The sequence below is a fragment of the Bradyrhizobium sp. AUGA SZCCT0283 genome (assembly GCF_018130385.1).
Lineage (GTDB): Bacteria > Pseudomonadota > Alphaproteobacteria > Rhizobiales > Xanthobacteraceae > Bradyrhizobium.
In genome coordinates this window covers 76428-90616 of record NZ_JAFCLU010000027.1, presented here as the reverse complement: position 1 = coordinate 90616, position 14189 = coordinate 76428, and the positions used below count along the sequence as shown (strand labels likewise).

Annotated in this window: 17 protein-coding genes; 5 read left to right on the top strand and 12 right to left on the bottom strand. The window is 63.3% G+C overall.

From position 1 onward, the window contains the following. Window positions 1-295: hypothetical protein (locus tag JQ624_RS29280; protein WP_212422370.1), on the top strand; the 295-nt coding region annotated here is incomplete at its 5' end. An 80-nt stretch (window positions 296-375) separates the two neighbouring features. On the opposite strand, the gene JQ624_RS29275 is transcribed toward JQ624_RS29280, so the two are convergent. Together JQ624_RS29275 and JQ624_RS38820 are read right to left on the bottom strand one after the other, a co-directional pair. Further along, entirely contained in the window at window positions 376-1647 is a 1272-nt protein-coding gene (locus JQ624_RS29275) for a lipoprotein-releasing ABC transporter permease subunit (RefSeq protein WP_212422369.1), read from the bottom strand. Window positions 1648-1848: 201 nt separating this feature from the next. Continuing rightward, window positions 1849-2220 (bottom strand): aldo/keto reductase, encoded by a 372-nt coding sequence (locus tag JQ624_RS38820; protein WP_409334382.1) that lies wholly within the window; start codon window positions 2218-2220, stop codon window positions 1849-1851. 134 nt (window positions 2221-2354) lie between these two features. Here JQ624_RS38820 and JQ624_RS29265 point away from each other — a divergent pair, with 134 nt between their 5' ends. Then, complete coding sequence (locus JQ624_RS29265) at window positions 2355-3206, top strand: LysR family transcriptional regulator (protein WP_212422378.1); 852 nt, start codon at window positions 2355-2357, stop codon at window positions 3204-3206. Between the two features lie 105 nt (window positions 3207-3311). After that, window positions 3312-3551: a hypothetical protein gene (locus tag JQ624_RS29260; protein ID WP_212422368.1), complete on the top strand. Its 240-nt coding sequence runs from the start codon at window positions 3312-3314 to the stop codon at window positions 3549-3551. 120 nt (window positions 3552-3671) lie between these two features. On the opposite strand, the gene JQ624_RS29255 is transcribed toward JQ624_RS29260, so the two are convergent. Further along, window positions 3672-4316, bottom strand: coding sequence for a response regulator transcription factor (locus JQ624_RS29255; RefSeq protein ID WP_212422377.1), 645 nt, complete (start codon window positions 4314-4316; stop codon window positions 3672-3674). An 84-nt stretch (window positions 4317-4400) separates the two neighbouring features. Here JQ624_RS29255 and JQ624_RS29250 point away from each other — a divergent pair, with 84 nt between their 5' ends. Further along, window positions 4401-5753, top strand: a complete 1353-nt coding sequence (locus JQ624_RS29250) for a histidine kinase (RefSeq protein ID WP_212422367.1) — start codon at window positions 4401-4403, stop codon at window positions 5751-5753. Here the strand turns inward: JQ624_RS29250 and JQ624_RS29245 are convergent. The 9 genes from JQ624_RS29245 to coxB form a co-directional block, all read right to left on the bottom strand. Then, window positions 5750-6151, bottom strand: a complete 402-nt coding sequence (locus JQ624_RS29245; RefSeq protein ID WP_249130153.1) for a nuclear transport factor 2 family protein — start codon at window positions 6149-6151, stop codon at window positions 5750-5752. The two genes, JQ624_RS29250 and JQ624_RS29245, sit on opposite strands and share 4 nt — an antisense overlap. 166 nt (window positions 6152-6317) lie before the next feature. Further along, window positions 6318-7085, bottom strand: coding sequence for an SURF1 family protein (locus JQ624_RS29240; protein ID WP_212422366.1), 768 nt, complete (start codon window positions 7083-7085; stop codon window positions 6318-6320). Continuing rightward, a complete protein-coding gene (locus tag JQ624_RS29235) occupies window positions 7082-7471 on the bottom strand; it encodes a DUF983 domain-containing protein (protein ID WP_212422365.1) in 390 nt (129 codons plus the stop codon). The genes JQ624_RS29240 and JQ624_RS29235 overlap by 4 nt, the downstream gene beginning before the upstream one ends. Window positions 7472-7539: 68 nt before the next feature. After that, a complete protein-coding gene (locus tag JQ624_RS29230; RefSeq protein WP_212422364.1) occupies window positions 7540-8433 on the bottom strand; it encodes a cytochrome c oxidase subunit 3 in 894 nt (297 codons plus the stop codon). Between the two features lie 105 nt (window positions 8434-8538). Next, window positions 8539-9165: a cytochrome c oxidase assembly protein gene (locus JQ624_RS29225; protein WP_249130162.1), complete on the bottom strand. Its 627-nt coding sequence runs from the start codon at window positions 9163-9165 to the stop codon at window positions 8539-8541. A 35-nt stretch (window positions 9166-9200) separates the two neighbouring features. Next, entirely contained in the window at window positions 9201-9365 is a 165-nt protein-coding gene (locus JQ624_RS29220; RefSeq protein WP_108522215.1) for a CoxF protein, read from the bottom strand. 18 nt (window positions 9366-9383) lie between these two features. Then, entirely contained in the window at window positions 9384-10322 is a 939-nt protein-coding gene (locus JQ624_RS29215; RefSeq protein WP_212422362.1) for a heme o synthase, read from the bottom strand. Between the two features lie 59 nt (window positions 10323-10381). Beyond that, the gene (gene ctaD, locus JQ624_RS29210) at window positions 10382-12001 is read right to left on the bottom strand and encodes a cytochrome c oxidase subunit I (RefSeq protein ID WP_212422361.1); all 1620 of its coding nucleotides are present in this window, start codon (window positions 11999-12001) and stop codon (window positions 10382-10384) included. An 83-nt stretch (window positions 12002-12084) separates the two neighbouring features. Then, on the bottom strand, window positions 12085-12927 hold the full coding sequence (gene coxB, locus JQ624_RS29205; protein ID WP_212422360.1) for a cytochrome c oxidase subunit II: 843 nt from the start codon (window positions 12925-12927) through the stop codon (window positions 12085-12087). Window positions 12928-13485: 558 nt separating this feature from the next. Between coxB and JQ624_RS29200 the strand changes: the two genes are divergently transcribed. After that, window positions 13486-14010: an invasion associated locus B family protein gene (locus JQ624_RS29200; protein WP_249130161.1), complete on the top strand. Its 525-nt coding sequence runs from the start codon at window positions 13486-13488 to the stop codon at window positions 14008-14010. Window positions 14011-14189: the final 179 nt, after the last annotated feature.

Genomic DNA, 14189 nt, shown 5'->3' with positions numbered 1-14189 from the left:
GCCACACACGTCAGTCGCAGCTCTCGCGTCCATCGCATCTCACCGCACGTTCGTGACGATGGCCAACGCCCCTCATCTGCCGCGAGACGGGCGGAGTTATGCCGATGATTTGCTCTCGAAGTTAAGCCGAATATTTTTGCAAAAGGGGCTGGACAGGTTTTTGGTGATTTGCCCGTCGTGCCAATTGGTCGCAGGCCGCTGCATGAAGTTGCGCTTGCGCGCCAAGCAAATCAGTTCGCAGTCCGTAGGGTGGGCAAAGCGGAGCCTGCCCACCCTCGAGAAGCTCACTCGATGATAGATGGTGGGCACGGCGCTGACGCGCCTTTGCCCACCCTACGATATCGAGCATGCCATGCGCAGTCCGCGCGTGTCCAACTACCCATATCGAAATGCCTCGACCGGATCGAGCCGCGCCGCGCGCCACGATGGATAGAGCGTCGCGAGGAATGACAGCGTCAACGCCATGACCACAACGGCGGCGGTCTCGAGGAAATCGATCTCCGCCGGCAGCTTCGACAGGAAGTAGAGTTTTGGTGGAAACAGTTCGGTGTTGGTGAGCCAGGAAAGAAATTGCCGGATCGATTCAATATTCACACAAACCAGCATGCCGACGAGAAGCCCGGCCAGCGTACCGAGCACGCCGATCGCAGCACCCGCGATCAGGAACACCCGCATGATCGATCCTCGCGAAGCGCCCACGGTGCGCAGAATGGCGATATCGCTGCCCTTGTCCTTCACAAGCATGATCAGGCCCGACACGATGTTCAGCGCGGCGACCAGCACGATCAAGGTCAGGATCAGAAACATGACATTGCGCTCGACCTGAAGCGCGGCGAAAAAGGCCGAGGTGCGCCGGCGCCAGTCGACCAGGAACACCGGCCGCCCGGCGGCGTCCGCCACCGGCCTTCGAAATTGGTCGACCCTGTCGGGGCTGGCTTCGATGAAAATTTCGATCGCGCTCACGTCATCGGCTCGATTGAAATAAGCCTGCGCCTCGGCGAGCGGCAGAAAGACCATCACGGAATCATATTCCGACATGTCGAGGCTGAACACCGCCGCGACCTTGTAGGGCTTGATACGGGCCGTCGTGCCCTTCGACGTCATGGCTCCGTCAGGCGCGACCAGCGTGATGTTGTCGCCGGCGCGCAGCGACAATTGTTCGGCAAGCCTGCGTCCGATGGCGACCCCTTGTCCCTGCTCAAATGCATCCAGCGAGCCCTGCTGGATGCTGCTGGCGATCGCGGCAAGCTTGTTGAGATCATCGGCGCGAATGCCGCGAACGAGTACGCCGGAGGCATTTTGCGCCGACGATGCCAGCGCCGGCCCGTCCACCACGGGAACGGCAAGCCGTATGCCTGGAACCTGACTGATGCGCTCGGCGACGTCTTGCCAATCCGTCAGCGGTGACTCGATTGGTTGCACCACAAGATGGCCGTTCATGCCGACGATCTTGTCGATCAATTCCTTGCGAAAGCCGTTCATGACGGCCATCACGATAATCAGCGTCGCAACGCCGAGCATGATGCCGAGGAACGAGAAACCGGCAATGACCGAGATGAAGCCTTCCCTGCGACGCGCCCGCAAGTACCGCCCTGACACCAACCATTCGAATGCCGAGAACGGCAGCGGGCGCGGGACATTTTCCATGGCTCCACATTAGCGCGTTTTTGGTACGATTCGAGCGTCCGCTTCGATGAACAATTTTCATCCACCGCCATATTCCCGCCATGCCGGAGCGGATGCGGCGAACACGCGGGCGTCGAATGAAGCCTGCGATGATAACGTTCGCTCATCGCAATCCGGAGTTCTAAATGCCCGTTCGCCGCTCGCGTCAGCGGCTCACGTCGATCAGCGGCCGACCAATTGCTGCAGATGTCCCGGGTACCTCGCCCCCTGGACCGCAATTGCAGAGACGGCGCTTTCGATATCATTGGCATCGCCCGGCGTCAGTTCGACCGCAGCCGCGCCGATATTCTCCTCGAGGCGATGCAGTTTGGTGGTGCCGGGGATCGGAACGATCCATGGTCTTTGCGCCAATAGCCAGGCGAGCGCGATCTGCGCGGGCGTCACTTTCTTCGCCGCCGCAATCTTGCCGAGCAGATCGACCAGCGCCTGGTTTGCCCGGAAGGTCGATTGCTGATACTTCTTGGCGAGATCGCCGTACTCGATTTCGTCTTCGGCCGTGATGCCGCCTTCGCCCGCGGCCTGCGCCAGCGGCACCCTGCGATTGCCCGCGCGCACCTCGCCGTCGGCGAACTCCACTTCGGCGGAGCTGAAGCCAAGCTTCTGCGCGATCGCCTCACGCAGCTTGACGCAGGCGGCATAAACGCCCGCGGTCGAGTTGTTGCCGCCCCATTGCCCGCCGGAACCGGCCGACCCGGGCGGCGGCGCAGCTCGATGTTTCGCAATCCGCGCTCAGCCATACGATCCGCGGGCTGGAGGAACGGCTCGGCCTGCGGCTATTGACCCGCACCACCCGCAGCGTCGCGCCGACGGAGGCGGGCGAGCGCCTGCTGCGCACGGTGGCGCCGAAGCTGGAGGAGATTGACGCCGAGCTTTCCGCGCTGACCGAGCTGCGCGACAAGCCGGCCGGCACCATCCGCATCACCGCCGCCGAACATTCGGCCAACACGGTACTGTGGCCGGCCCTGGCAAAACTGCTGCCGCGATATCCCGACATCAAGGTGGAGGTGAACATCAACTACGGCTTCACCGACATCGTCGCGGAGCGTTACGACGCCGGCGTCCGTCTCGGCGAACAGGTGGCAAAGGACATGATCGCGGTGCGCATCGGACCGGATTTCCGTATGGCGGTGGTCGGCACGCCCGGCTATTTCGCTGTTCACCCCAAACCCGCCAAGCCGCAGGACCTCGTAGCCCATAGCTGCATCAATATCCGGTTGCCGACCTATGGCGGGATCTACGCCTGGGAGTTCGAAAAGAGGGGACGCGGCCTGAAGGTCCGGGTCGACGGTCAGCTGGTATTCAACAATATGGCGCTGCGGATGAACGCGGTGCTGGCCGGGCTCGGCCTCGCCTATCTGCCCGAGGACCAGGTGCAGGCGCACCTCGCCGACGGCCGGCTGATCCGGGTGCTGGCCGACTGGTGCGCGCCGTTTTCAGGCTATCACCTCTATTACCCGAGCCGCCGCCAGCTAACGCCGGCCTTCGCCGTGCTGGTCGCGGCGCTGCGTTACCGGGCTTGATGCCACTTTCCTCTTTCTCCCGAACTATAATCATGCGCGCTGGAACAAACGTTCCACAGGGAGCTTGTGCCTGACGTCGCAATCACGCGAACAGGAGGACACTGTATGAGACGTATCGCCCTGATTGGTCTTGCGCTGCTGGCAATGACCGTATCCGCTTCCGCCAGGCTGGGCATGGCGGCCGCGCCCGCGGTGGACAGCGCCCTGATCCAGGTCAAGGGCGGCCACGGGCATGGCCACGGCCATATGGGCCGCGGCGGGCGCGGTCACCACTACGGGTGGGGCAGAGGCCGTGGTCATCATTATGGATGGTCCAGGGGCCGCGGTCACCGCCATCACTGGTAAGCCTTCGCTGGATTCGCCTTCGCCACTCCCATTGCCCGGGCGATAGGCGAATTGCAGCGGCGCGAACGGGTCGCGCCCACGCGGCGCGACCGGTTCAGCGGTCACCGAACCGCAGACAGCTCATCCGAGCCCCATCTCCACCGCGATCCGGATCAGGTCCGAATGATTCTTGGCGCCAAGCTTCTGCTTGAGCAGCGAGGTGGTGTTGGCCACCGTCTTGTAGGAAATCTCCAGCGCGTCGGCCACTTCGACGATCTTGTCGCCCCGGCCGAGCAGCCGCAGGATTTCCAGCTCGCGCGCCGTCATTTGCGACGCCGGATTGGCCTTGATCGAAGCGCCTGAGAACGTCACCGCCTCCGCCAATTGCGGTGAAATGAAATTGTCTCCCGCGGCCACCTTGCGGACGGCCTTCACCAGCATCCTTGGATCGTCGCCCTTCGAGACATAGCCCTGCGCGCCCATCTCGATGGCGCGAACCACGAACGCCGGATCGTCGTTCATGCTGAACATGATGATCCTGGCGTCCGGATCGTCCTTGCGGATGCGCCGCATCAGTTCGAAACCGGAGACATCCGGAAGCTTGATATCGATCACCGTGACGTCGGGCCGCTTCGTCACATAAGCGCGGTGGCCGGACTTGGCGTCGCTGGCCTCGTCGATCTTCACGGAATTGTCCGATGCAAACAGCGACCGGCAACCCGACAGGACCACCGGATGGTCGTCGACGATCAGGACCTTCGTTGCCGGTCTGCCAGAATTTTGCATCATTTAATCCCCTCCCGGAATAAATAGGCGGTTGGCCATATTTGAAAAGAGAAATCTTGGGTTGCGGGGGCTATAATACTCAAAATGTGGGAAAGGCTTTCTCTTCGAACGCGGTTGTTGCTGCCGCTCGGCCTGATGTTCGCGGCCGCACTGCTGGCCGGAGGCGTTTCTCTCCAAATCTTTGCCACGGCGCAACTTATGGAAGAAACCGAGCCGGCCGCTCGCTCGGCCAGCGCGGTCGCGGCTGCGCTCAACGGCGCGCTTCGGACCTCCAGCAATCCGCACGCGACGCTGGAAGCGTTCGTGCAATCGCTGGGAGCCTCCGAGGCAATCCGGTTTCGCCGCCTCGGCACCGACCTCGATGTCCATCCTCACGAAGTGCAGACTCCGCTGGGAACGGTGCCTGACTGGTTCGTCCGTCTCATCGCCCTACCCGAATCCAGAGCCGCCTTCCCCGTGACGATCGAGGGAAAGCCGGTCGGCGACATTGTATTTGCGCCCGACATGTCCGCCGACATCTACGAGAAGTGGATCGGATTTCTCGCGATCGTCTGCTCCGGAATTGCCCTGATGCTGTTGACGGGGGCGATTGCGCATTTCACCGCGCGTTCGGCATTGCGCCCGCTGCAAAATCTCGGCGACGGCCTGACCCGAATGCGAACGGGTGACTACGAGCAGGAGATTCCCTCCGCCGGTCCGCCCGAGATCCGCAACAGCGCGCAGGAAGCCAACGAACTCGCCCGCACCCTCAACCGCCTCAGCCAGGATAACCGCAGCCTGCTGCGCCGGATCGTGTCGCTGCAGGACGACGAGCGGCAGGATATGGCGCGCGAGCTTCATGACGAACTCGGGCCGCTGTTGTTCGGGATCCGCGCCAACACGGTGGCGCTGCTGGAATCGATTCCCGCCCGCCAGGCGGAGTTGAAGAGCGCCGCCGAGGGCATTCTACAGTCGGTCGAAACATTGCAGCAGGCGAACCGGCGCATCCTCGACCGGCTGCGGCCGCTCTACATTCAGGAGCTCGGCCTGGAGAAGAGCATCCAGACGCTATTGCAGAACGCAAAGGCGCAGGCGCCCGATCTCAAACTGACGTCGCAGATCGACACGACGCTGAACGAAGTCGACGGCTTGCTGTCGCAGACAGTCTATCGCGTGATCCAGGAGGCGGTGACAAACGTGCTTCGTCATGCCAAGGCGAACGCGATGCACGTCGCGGCTGACATCAACGGCCGCGAAGTGATCGTGGAAATATCCGACGACGGCATAGGCTTTCCGGCCGATCGGATGTTCGGCCGGGGATTGACGGGAATGCTGGAGCGCGTTCGCGCGCTGAGCGGGACGCTTGAACTGCTGCGCGAGGAAGGTCGCACCTGCGTGCGTTGCCGGCTTCCGGCGGGAGATTCCGCCACACATGCGCGAGGCGAAAAACGGGGCTAGCGGCCAGCCTCCGCAACGCCGGCAACCTCACGCAACCCCTGCCCCGCCGGGGCGCAAGCGGTACGCTGGATCTTGGCGTCACGCGAAAAGGTGAACGCGATGCGGACCGGCTTGCCTTCGTGGCTCAGATAATCGAGCACGACGCCTTCGGAGGTCGGCGTGATTTCCTCCAGCCCGAAGGCGGTGGGGGCGAGCGCATGGAGGCGCGGTCGCCAATAGGATTCGAGTTCGGCGCGGCCTTCCTTGACCTTGACCTCGCCGCAGCGGCATTCCAGCGTCGCGTCGTCGGCATAGAGGTCGAGCAACGCCGTCAGGTCGCGATTCCGGCACGCGTCCAGCCAGTCGACCACCAAGGCCATCTGATCGAAATCGTCCGCCACGTCCACGATCCCATCCATGTCGCCAAACCTTGTCCCGGGCGCTGACGCGGGTGATGGAGTATGGCGATCGTCGTGAATGGACACTGAACGGCCTATTGTCCGGAACGCACCGTGGAACTCAAACGATTGTGGGGAACAAAGGCTCCGACAAGCTAGTCCGGGTGAATACGGGGACGCACCGAACTCAGGCGCGGCGCTGGCCGCGCCACCAGACGCCGAAGGCGATCACGACCGCAACCGCCAGCGTGAACCAGGTGATGGCGTATTGCAGGTGATCGTCCTTGAGATGCACGGAGAGCGGGCCCGGATTCGGGATGCCGCTGTCGGGCGCGGGCGTTTCCAGATCGACATAGAACGGCGCGACGGCCTTGCCGCGCTCGACCCAGCCCAGCGCGCGCGCCATCGCGAGATGATCACGGGTGAACCAGAGCCGTTTGGCCACGCTCTCCGGCGGCGTCAGCGTGCCGGCGTTTTCGGGAAACCGGATGTAGCCGGTGAGCGTCGCAGGATCACCGGTGATCAGCCGGCCCACGGCGCGATCCTGCTGGTTGCGATCCTGCATCGTGTTCTGCACGAAGCCGGTATTGACCACGATGGTGTTGCCGTCGGCGAGTTGCGCCGGCAGAAACGCCCAGGTGCCGGGGCCGGAGACGTCGTCGCGAACCGCGGAGCCGGCGCTGTAGACCATCGCATCCGGCAACGGCGCGTAGCTCGCGATAAAACTGACGCGGCGGAATTCGTCTTTGGCCGGCGTCAGCATATTCCATTGCGCTCGCGCCGGCAGCGGCTCGGGCGCGGCGGCGAGCCGTTCGTTCAACATCGCGATCAGCGCGTGCTTCTCGACCCGGCGCTGCAATTGCCAGGTCCCGAGGCCGGCGAAGGCCGCCACCATGACAAGCGTGAAGATGGCGAAACCGGCAACCGCCGGCCGCCGCGACAAACGGCCGGTCATTTCGGCTCGCGGTCGATCAGCCGGCCGGGCGCCGCCTTGTGATGAAACTGCAGCGCGATCAGAAGCGACTTCATCGAGCGCAGCGGCAGCAGCGTGGTCGCGACGATCAGCGGCAACCACAGCGCCGCATGCAGCCAGAACGGCGGCTGATACTTGATTTCAACGATCAGGGCAGCGGTGACGACGATAGCGCCCGCCAGCATGATGATGAAGATCGCAGGCCCGTCGCCGGCATCGATGAAGGCGTAGTCGAGCCCGCACGCTTCGCAATTCGGACGCAGGTTGAGGAAGCCCGCATAGAGCTTGCCCTTGCCGCAACGCGGGCAGCGGCAGGCGATACCGCGTATCGCACTCTGGGTTACGGTGGGGGACGTATCATCTGTCATGGCTTCGCTCTGCAAAGAAAAAGGGGGCGGTCCTTCCGACCGCCCCCTTGTAGCACGTCAAGCCTGTATTAGTGCCCGCCGGCCACGGCCCCCGCGCCGCGGAACCAGACATAGATGCAGATGAACAGGAACAGCCACACCACGTCGACGAAGTGCCAGTACCAGGCGGCGAATTCGAAGCCGAGATGCTGGGTGGGCGTGAAGTGACCGGCATAGGCGCGGATCAGGCAGACCAGCAGGAACACGGTGCCGACCAGCACATGGAAACCGTGGAAGCCGGTCGCCATGAAAAAGGTCGCGCCGTAGATGTTGCCGGAGAAGTGGAAGGTGGCGTGGGCATATTCGTAGGCCTGCACGCAGGTGAAGGCAGCCCCGAGCAGCACGGTGAGGATCAGGCCGTATTTCAGGCCCCGACGGTCGTTCTCGAGCAGCGCGTGATGCGCCCAGGTGACGGTCGTGCCCGAGGTCAGCAGCAAGAGCGTGTTGAGCAGCGGCAGGTGCCAGGGGTCGAAGGTCTCGATGCCCTTCGGCGGCCAGGTGCCCGGCACGCTGCAGGCGCCCATCGCCGTGCCCGGACCGCAGCCGAACACCGCGTCGCGGGTGGCGTGGACCGCGTCGGCGGGGAACAGCGCGGAATTGAAGAAGGCCCAGAACCAGGCGACGAAGAACATCACCTCGGAGGCGATGAACAGGATCATGCCGTAGCGGTGGCTGATCTGCACCACGCGGGTGTGGTCGCCCTTGTACTGGGCTTCGCGGATCACATCGCCCCACCAGCTCGCCATGGTGTAGAGCACGCCGATGGTGCCGACGCCGAAGATGATCGGCGCAGCGGCGAACATGTGATGCATCCAGGAAATGGCGCCCACCGCCATAATGAAGGCCGAGATCGAGCCGACCACCGGCCACGGGCTCGGATCGACGAGGTGGTAGTCGTGCTGCTTCGCGTGCGCCGTAGCCATTGCGGTCTCTCCGTTAGATGTGCCGTTCCCTTCGGCACATATTCGTCTCAAATCTCAAAGCCGAAATCCCGTTAGATACGGAATCCGGCGGTCACAGGTTTCTCGTCACAAGTTTCCCTTGCGCTTGTCGCCTTCGCCGGCCGCGAGCGGCTTCGGCGCCGGATCGCGCACGGGATAGAAGGTATAGGACAGCGTGATCGTCTTCAGGGTGTCGTTCTCGCTGTCCTTGGCAAGCTGCGGATCGACGTAGAACACCACGGGCATCTCGCGCTTCTCGCCCGGGCCCATGGTCTGTTCGGTGAAGCAGAAGCAGTTGATCTTCTGGAAATAGGCGCCGACCGTCAGCGGCGCGACGTTGTAGGCCGCAACGCCCGTGGTGGTGCGCGCGGCCTGGTTGGTCACGGTATAGAACACGGTGACGACTTCGCCGATCCGGACCTCGATCTCGTTCTGCTCGGGCTCGAACTTCCAGGGCAGGCCAGGGCCGACATTGGCGTCGAACCGCACCGCGATTTTGCGCTTAAGCGGCGCGTCTGATGGCGCCGAGGTCGCGACCTGGGTGGTGCCGTTGAAACCGGTGGCGCGGCAGAACCAGTTGTAGAACGGCACGGCGGCATAGGACGCGCCGACCATGAACACCACGACGAGGCCGCAGATCGAGGCCACCACCGCATCGCGCGTCAGGGTACGGCGCGAAGCGGTCTTGCCGCTCCCCGTCACTCCCTCGCGCATCTGCGGTTTGTTTTCCATCTCAGCTACATCAAAGATTACATGGGCCGGACGAGAACGGCCGGCCCCTTGACCATGGTGACCGCGAAGAACAGCACGACCAGGACGCCGAGCGCGAGCGCGATGGCGATCGAGCGCTGGCGGCGGCTTCTTTTCTGCGCCTCGGTGAGGACGATTCCATCTGGCTTCCGATTGTCGTCCATTCGCGTTCCATGCGCCCCCTACCCGAGAAGAGGTGCGGCCGCGCGGACCACGACCTCGAGCAGGAGTGTCGCAAACAGCGCGAACAGATAAAGGATCGAGAAGGCAAACAGCCGGCGCGTGGCGCGCAGCGCCTGCTTGCCCTCGCGGTGGCGGTAGACCTCGATCGCCAGCCACATCATGCCGGCACCGAGCACCAGCGAGGTGATACCATAGATCGCGTCGAAATAGCCGAGCGGCCAGGGCGCGACCGCGATTGCGACCAGCACGATGGTGTACAGCAGGATCTGCAGCCGCGTTGCGTCCGGGCCGGCGACGACGGGAAGCATTGGAATGCCGGCGCGGGCATAGTCGTCGCTGCGGAACAGCGCCAGCGCCCAGAAATGCGGCGGGGTCCAGAAGAAGATGATGAGGAACAGCAGCACCGGCTCCATCGACAGCGAGCCGGTGGCCGCGGCCCACGCCACCACCGGCGGCAGCGCGCCGGCGGCGCCGCCGATCACGATGTTCTGCACCGTCCAGCGCTTCAGCCACATGGTGTAGACCACCACATAGAAGAAGATCGTGAACGCCAGCAGCGCGCCGGCCAGCAAGTTGACGAGGATGCCGAGCGTCAGCACCGAGAAGAACGACAGGATCAGGCCGAACGCCATGGCTTCGCCCGACGTGATGCGTCCGCGCGGGATCGGCCGGTTGGCGGTGCGCGACATCAGCGCGTCGATGTCGCCCTCGTAGGCCATGTTCATCGCGCCCGAGGCGCCGGCTCCGACCGCGATGCAGAGGATCGCGGTGAAAGCCAGCACCGGATGAACGTGGCCGGGCGCGATCACGAGGCCGACCAGCGCGGTGAAGATCACGAGCGACATCACCCGCGGCTTCAACAGCGCGAGGTAATCACCGACTTCCGCCTCGGAAATCCGGGGCAGAACATCGATGGCGTTGTGATCGACTACCGACAAGATTTATCTCGCTTCACTAAAGCCGCGGCGCGCAACGGCCGCGCGCCGCGAATAATCGTTTACTGCACGCGCGGGAGCACTTCGAACTGGTGGAAGGGCGGCGGCGACGTCAGCGTCCATTCCAGCGTGGTGGCGCCAGCGCCCCACGGATTGTTGGCGGCGGCCTGCTTCTTCACGAAGGCGTCGACCACGCCCCAGATGAAGATCAGCACGCCGAAGCCCGAGATGTAGGAGCCGAGCGAGGACACCAGGTTCCAGCCCGCGAACGCATCCGGGTAGTCGACATAGCGGCGCGGCATGCCGGAGAGACCGAGGAAGTGCTGCGGGAAGAACACCAGGTTGACGCCGATGAAGGTGACCCAGAAGTGCAGCTTGCCGATGGTCTCGTTGTACATGTAGCCCGACATTTTCGGGAACCAGTAGTACCAGCCCGCGAAGATCGCGAACACCGCACCCAGCGACAGCACGTAATGGAAGTGCGCGACCACGTAATAGGTATCCTGCAGCACGCGATCGACGCCGGCATTGGCCAGCACGACGCCGGTAACGCCGCCGACCGTGAACAGGAAGATGAAGCCGACCGCCCACAGCATCGGGGTGCGGAACTCGATCGAACCGCCCCACATCGTGGCGATCCAGGAGAAGATCTTCACGCCGGTCGGCACCGCGATCACCATGGTGGCGGCGACGAAATAGGCCTGCGTCGCGCTGGACATGCCGACCGTGTACATGTGGTGCGCCCACACCACGAAGCCGATGCCGCCGATCGCGACCATGGCGTAGGCCATGCCGAGATAGCCGAACACGGGCTTGCGGGAGAAGGTCGAGACGATCTGGCTGATCATGCCGAAGCCGGGCAAGATCAGGATGTACACTTCGGGATGACCGAAGAACCAGAACAGATGCTGGAACAGCACCGGATCGCCGCCGCCGTCGGCGGAGAAGAAGGTGGTGCCGAAATTGCGGTCGGTGAGCAGCATGGTGATGCCGCCGGCGAGCACCGGCAACGACAGCAGCAGCAGGAACACCGTCACCAGGATCGACCATACGAACAGCGGCATCTTGTGCAGGGTCATGCCCGGCGCGCGCATGTTGAAGATCGTGGTGATGAAGTTGATGGCGCCAAGGATCGAGGAGGCGCCGGCCAGATGCAGCGACAGGATCGCAAAATCCACCGCCGGTCCCGGATGGCCCGAGGTGGATAGCGGCGCGTAGATGGTCCAGCCCGCGCCGACGCCGTTGGCGCCCGGCTCACCCTCGACAAAGGTGGACATCAGGAGCAGCGCGAAAGAGGCCGGCAGCAGCCAGAACGAGATGTTGTTCATGCGCGGGAACGCCATGTCGGGCGCGCCGATCATCAGCGGCACGAACCAGTTGCCGAAGCCGCCGATCATCGCGGGCATCACCATGAAGAAGATCATGATCAGGCCGTGCGAGGTCACGAACACATTGTAGGTGTGGAATTCGTGGAAGAACTGGACGCCGGGATACATCAGCTCGATGCGGATCGCGATCGACATCGCCGCGCCGATGATGCCCGCGAAGATCGCGAAAACGAGGTACATCGTGCCGATGTCCTTGTGGTTCGTCGAATAGACCCAGCGCCGCCATCCGGTCGGATTGGCATGGGCATGGTCGTCATGGGCGTGATCGTGGTGTGTCGCTGCGGTCGTTGCCATTTTGAAATCCTGCCTTGCAGTCCCTTTTCGGACCTTTTCAGGTCCCGTCGCCCTTGTCCCTTAACGTGCCCCGTGGCCACGCCTTACTGCGCGGCCTGACCAGCAGCCGAAGCGAACGTGTTCGCCGGGTTGGTCGCATATTTCTTCTTCGCCGCCTCAACCCAGGCCGCGAATTCCTGGTCGCTCACCACCTTCACCGCGATCGGCATGAAGGCGTGATCCTTGCCGCACAGTTCCGAGCACTGGCCGTAATACATGCCGACCTTGCTGGCCTTGAACCAGGTCTCATTCAGGCGGCCGGGGATCGAGTCGATCTTGATGCCGAACGACGGCACCGCGAAAGAGTGTATTACGTCGGCGCCGGTGGTCTGGACGCGGACCACCTTGTTGACCGGCACCACCATCTCGTTGTCGACGCCGAGCAGGCGCGGCTGCTTGTCCTGCGCCATCAGCGAATCGAATTCGAACTTGCCATTATCCGGATAGGCGTAGCTCCAATACCACTGCTTGCCGGTGACCTTGACGGTCAGGTCGGCCTTGGGAACGTCAAGCTGCAGGAACAGGAGGCGGAACGACGGCACCGCGATGCCGACCAGGATCAGCACCGGAATCAGCGTCCAGGCCACCTCGATCAGCGTATTGTGCGTGGTTTTGGAAGGGACCGGGTTGGTCTTGGCGTTGAACTTCACCACCACCACGACCAGCAGCGCCAACACGAACAAGGTAATGACGGTGATGATGGCGAGCAGAACGTTATGGAAGGTGATGATGTTTTCCATCACCGGGGAGCCGGCTTCCTGCAGCGTGTATTCCCACGGCCTGGGCTGCCCCAATTCGGCAAAAGCCGCACCGCCGGCGACAAGCGCCATGCCCGCCACCGTCAACCCCAGCAATCGCCGGCCCATCTGGCCACTCGACATCTTCATGCCGCTCGCGCTCCCTTGAATAAGTCCCCAAAGCACTCCCGCCGAATGGTCGGGAATGCCGCACGATCCGCCCTCACAAACGGCCTACCGGAGGTACTTTTGGAAGTACACCTTCAAAAGTACCTGCAACAGTATTGCTACAGTACCCTGGGCCAGATCGTTAGAACGCGTCGAAATCCAGCCTCTCAAACCATAATTCTAAGGCTCTCGCAATGCAGTAGTGGGGCGCAACGCCATGCGTCACCTGCTATTCGCCGGATGTCGGATTTTCCCGGCAAATCAGCAAAAACCCGCCGTTTTGCAAGTCCCCGCCGCTTGACAGCCCGATTGCCGGATGTAGGCACAGTCACGGCGCTCCCGAGCGGCCTGATTCGCACGGGCCAGGGGCGGTCCTCGACGGCGCGGACCGGCTATCGGGCCGCCTTCAAGGCGCCGTCATTGCGTATCAGTCCGATAAGCCCAGATACAATGTGTGCTGCCGGGCCGGAAATGTCGCCGGCGCAGCCGGAAATGGTAAGAGGATCGACCCGGATGGGGCGTTCGAAACATCAGGCGGTAATGCGTCAGACGGGATTTGGCCTGGAACCGGCCCGCTGGCTCGGCGGCCTGCTCGCCGCGGCGTTCCTGCTCGGCCTGACCCAGGCGGCCAGCGCGCAAGGCGCGGTGCGGTCGGTCCATGGCGACTGGCAGATCCGCTGCGACACCCCGCCCGGCGCCCAAGGCGAACAATGCGCCCTGATCCAGAGCGTGGTGGCCGAGGACCGCTCCAACGCCGGCCTCACCGTGATCGTGCTCAAGACGGCCGACCAGAAGAGCAAGCTGATGCGGGTGGTGGCGCCGCTCGGCGTGCTGCTCCCCTCCGGCCTTGGCCTGAAGCTCGACAACCAGGACGTCGGCCGCGCCGGCTTTGTCCGCTGCCTGCCCAATGGCTGCGTGGCGGAAGTGGTGATGGACGAAAAGCTGCTCGGGCAGCTCAGGTCGGCCAAAACCGCGACTTTTATTATTTTTGAGACGCCCGAAGAGGGCATCGGCTTTCCGCTCAGCCTGAACGGGCTGGGTGAGGGGTATGACAAGCTGCCGTGAAGGGGCCTCCCCTTTCGTTGCGGTCATGACTATCTTTCAAACCATCGTCGTCCCTGCGAACGCAGGGACCCATGGCCACAGATGTCCGCGTTGTAATGTGAACTCGCCGCACGTCTGCGCTTACAATATTGGCGCCTGTGGCTATGGGTCTTTGCTTTCGCGGGGACGGCATTTGCGCT

Excerpts from the sequence above, each read along its gene's own strand:
- JQ624_RS29240 (WP_212422366.1), bottom strand. The coding sequence starts at position 7,085 with ATGACCGGCCGTTTGTCGCGGCGGCCGGCGGTTGCCGGTTTCGCCATC.
- JQ624_RS29230 (WP_212422364.1), bottom strand. The coding sequence starts at position 8,433 with ATGGCTACGGCGCACGCGAAGCAGCACGACTACCACCTCGTCGATCCG.
- JQ624_RS29255 (WP_212422377.1), bottom strand. The coding sequence starts at position 4,316 with ATGCAAAATTCTGGCAGACCGGCAACGAAGGTCCTGATCGTCGACGAC.
- ctaD (WP_212422361.1), bottom strand. The coding sequence starts at position 12,001 with ATGGCAACGACCGCAGCGACACACCACGATCACGCCCATGACGACCAT.
- JQ624_RS29235 (WP_212422365.1), bottom strand. The coding sequence starts at position 7,471 with ATGACAGATGATACGTCCCCCACCGTAACCCAGAGTGCGATACGCGGT.
- JQ624_RS29245 (WP_249130153.1), bottom strand. The coding sequence starts at position 6,151 with ATGGATGGGATCGTGGACGTGGCGGACGATTTCGATCAGATGGCCTTG.
- JQ624_RS29275 (WP_212422369.1), bottom strand. The coding sequence starts at position 1,647 with ATGGAAAATGTCCCGCGCCCGCTGCCGTTCTCGGCATTCGAATGGTTG.
- JQ624_RS29260 (WP_212422368.1), top strand. The coding sequence starts at position 3,312 with ATGAGACGTATCGCCCTGATTGGTCTTGCGCTGCTGGCAATGACCGTA.
- JQ624_RS29200 (WP_249130161.1), top strand. The coding sequence starts at position 13,486 with ATGCGTCAGACGGGATTTGGCCTGGAACCGGCCCGCTGGCTCGGCGGC.
- JQ624_RS29250 (WP_212422367.1), top strand. The coding sequence starts at position 4,401 with ATGTGGGAAAGGCTTTCTCTTCGAACGCGGTTGTTGCTGCCGCTCGGC.
- coxB (WP_212422360.1), bottom strand. The coding sequence starts at position 12,927 with ATGAAGATGTCGAGTGGCCAGATGGGCCGGCGATTGCTGGGGTTGACG.
- JQ624_RS29225 (WP_249130162.1), bottom strand. The coding sequence starts at position 9,165 with ATGCGCGAGGGAGTGACGGGGAGCGGCAAGACCGCTTCGCGCCGTACC.
- JQ624_RS29220 (WP_108522215.1), bottom strand. The coding sequence starts at position 9,365 with ATGGACGACAATCGGAAGCCAGATGGAATCGTCCTCACCGAGGCGCAG.